Annotated in this window: 1 protein-coding gene; it reads left to right on the top strand. The window is 76.7% G+C overall.

What is annotated here, in order from left to right:
- Positions 1–1,690, top strand: a 1,690-nt coding sequence (locus PROKR_RS14475; protein ID WP_281171719.1) for a helicase-related protein, incomplete at both ends; no start/stop codon positions are given.

The raw sequence follows: 1,690 nt of genomic DNA, 5'->3' as shown, positions 1-1,690 counted from the left end.
ACGAGGTCTGGGCCCAGCGCCAGGGCCTCGACGTCGCGGACCCCGCCAGCACGTGGGCCGCCCTCGTCCCGGGCCAGTCGGGCACTTCCGCGGCCATACCCCGGCCCGTGCCGGGCGAGCGCGGCCTGCCGGAGGCGGTCCCGGGCACGCCCGAGCCGCAGGCCGACGTCGTGCTGGCCCGTGCCCACCACGGTTCCATGAGCCGCGCCGAGCGCACCCGCACCGAGACGGAGCTGAAGGAGGGCCGGCTGCCCGCCGTGGTCGCCACCTCCTCCCTGGAGCTCGGTATCGACATGGGCGCGGTGGACCTGGTGGTCCAGGTGGGCGCGCCGCCGTCGGTCGCGAGCGGGCTGCAGCGGATCGGCCGCGCCGGCCACCAGGTGGGCGCCGTGTCCAAGGGCGTGGTCTTCCCGATGTTCCGGGGCGACCTCGTGCCGGCCACGGTCATCGCGCAGCGCATGCGCGCGGGCGCCATCGAGCACATGCACGTCCCCGCCAACCCGCTGGACGTGCTGGCGCAGCAGGTGGTGGCCGCGCTCGCCGTCGACGACTGGGACGAGGCCGAGCTGCTCGCGCTGGTCCGGCGCGCCGCACCGTTCGCGCACCTGGGCGACGCCACCTGGCGCGCGGTGCTCGACATGCTCGCCGGCCGCTACCCCAGCGAGGACTTCGCCGAGCTCCGCGCGCGCATCACCTGGGACCGTGCCACGGGCATGCTCCGCGGCCGCCCCGGCGCGCTCCGCCTCGCCGCCACGAGCGGCGGCACCATCCCTGACAAGGGCGCCTACGGCGTCTTCCTCGCCACGGACGCGCCCGACGGCGGAACGCTCGCCGACAGCGTCGGCGGCTCGTCCGGCACCGGCCGGGCCCGCGGCGGCAAGCGCGTGGGCGAGCTCGACGAGGAGATGGTCTACGAGTCCCGCGTGGGCGACACGTTCACGCTGGGGTCGAGCACCTGGCGCATCCAGGAGATCACCACCGACCGGGTGCTGGTCACCCCGGCGCCCGGTCTGCCCGGCCGCCTGCCCTTCTGGAAGGGCGACGCCCCGGGCCGCCCGGCAGAGCTCGGCAAGGCGGTGGGCGCGTTCGTCCGAGAGGCCGACGCCGCTCTGGCCGACGACGTCGACGCCGGCCGCAAGCACCTGCGCGAGGCCGGGCTCGACGACTGGGCGGCGGACAACCTCGCCGCCTACCTGACCGAGCAGCGGCTGGGCACGGGGCGCGTGCCGGACGACCGGACGGTCGTGGTCGAGCGGTTCCGCGACGAGCTGGGCGACTGGCGGGTCGTGATCCACTCGCCGCTCGGTGCCCGTGTGCACGCCCCGTGGGCCCTGGTGATCAGCGCCCGGCTCCGGGCCCGGTTCGGCCTGGACGTGGCCGCCATGCACTCGGACGACGGGATCGTGCTGCGCCTGCCCGACTCCGGCGGCGGCTGGGACGGCGACCCGTGGGACGTGGGCACGGACCTGACAGGGTTCGGCGCCGACGACGAGGTCCGCACCCCGCCGGTGACCGAGCCCGGGGACGGCGAGCCCGGGCACGTCCCGGGCCGGGTCACGCTCGAAGACCTGCTGCTGGAGCCCGACGAGGTGCTCGGCGCCGTCCGCGACGAGCTGGGCTCGTCGGTCATGTTCGCCGCGCGGTTCCGCGAGGCGGCGGCGCGCGCCCTGCTGCTCCCCCGGCGCCGGCC

Origin of the sequence: Promicromonospora kroppenstedtii DSM 19349 (genome assembly GCF_000515355.1) — a bacterium.
Taxonomy (GTDB): domain Bacteria; phylum Actinomycetota; class Actinomycetes; order Actinomycetales; family Cellulomonadaceae; genus Promicromonospora; species Promicromonospora kroppenstedtii.
Note: the sequence above shows the minus strand (reverse complement) of the source record. Positions and strands in the feature narration are given on the sequence as shown.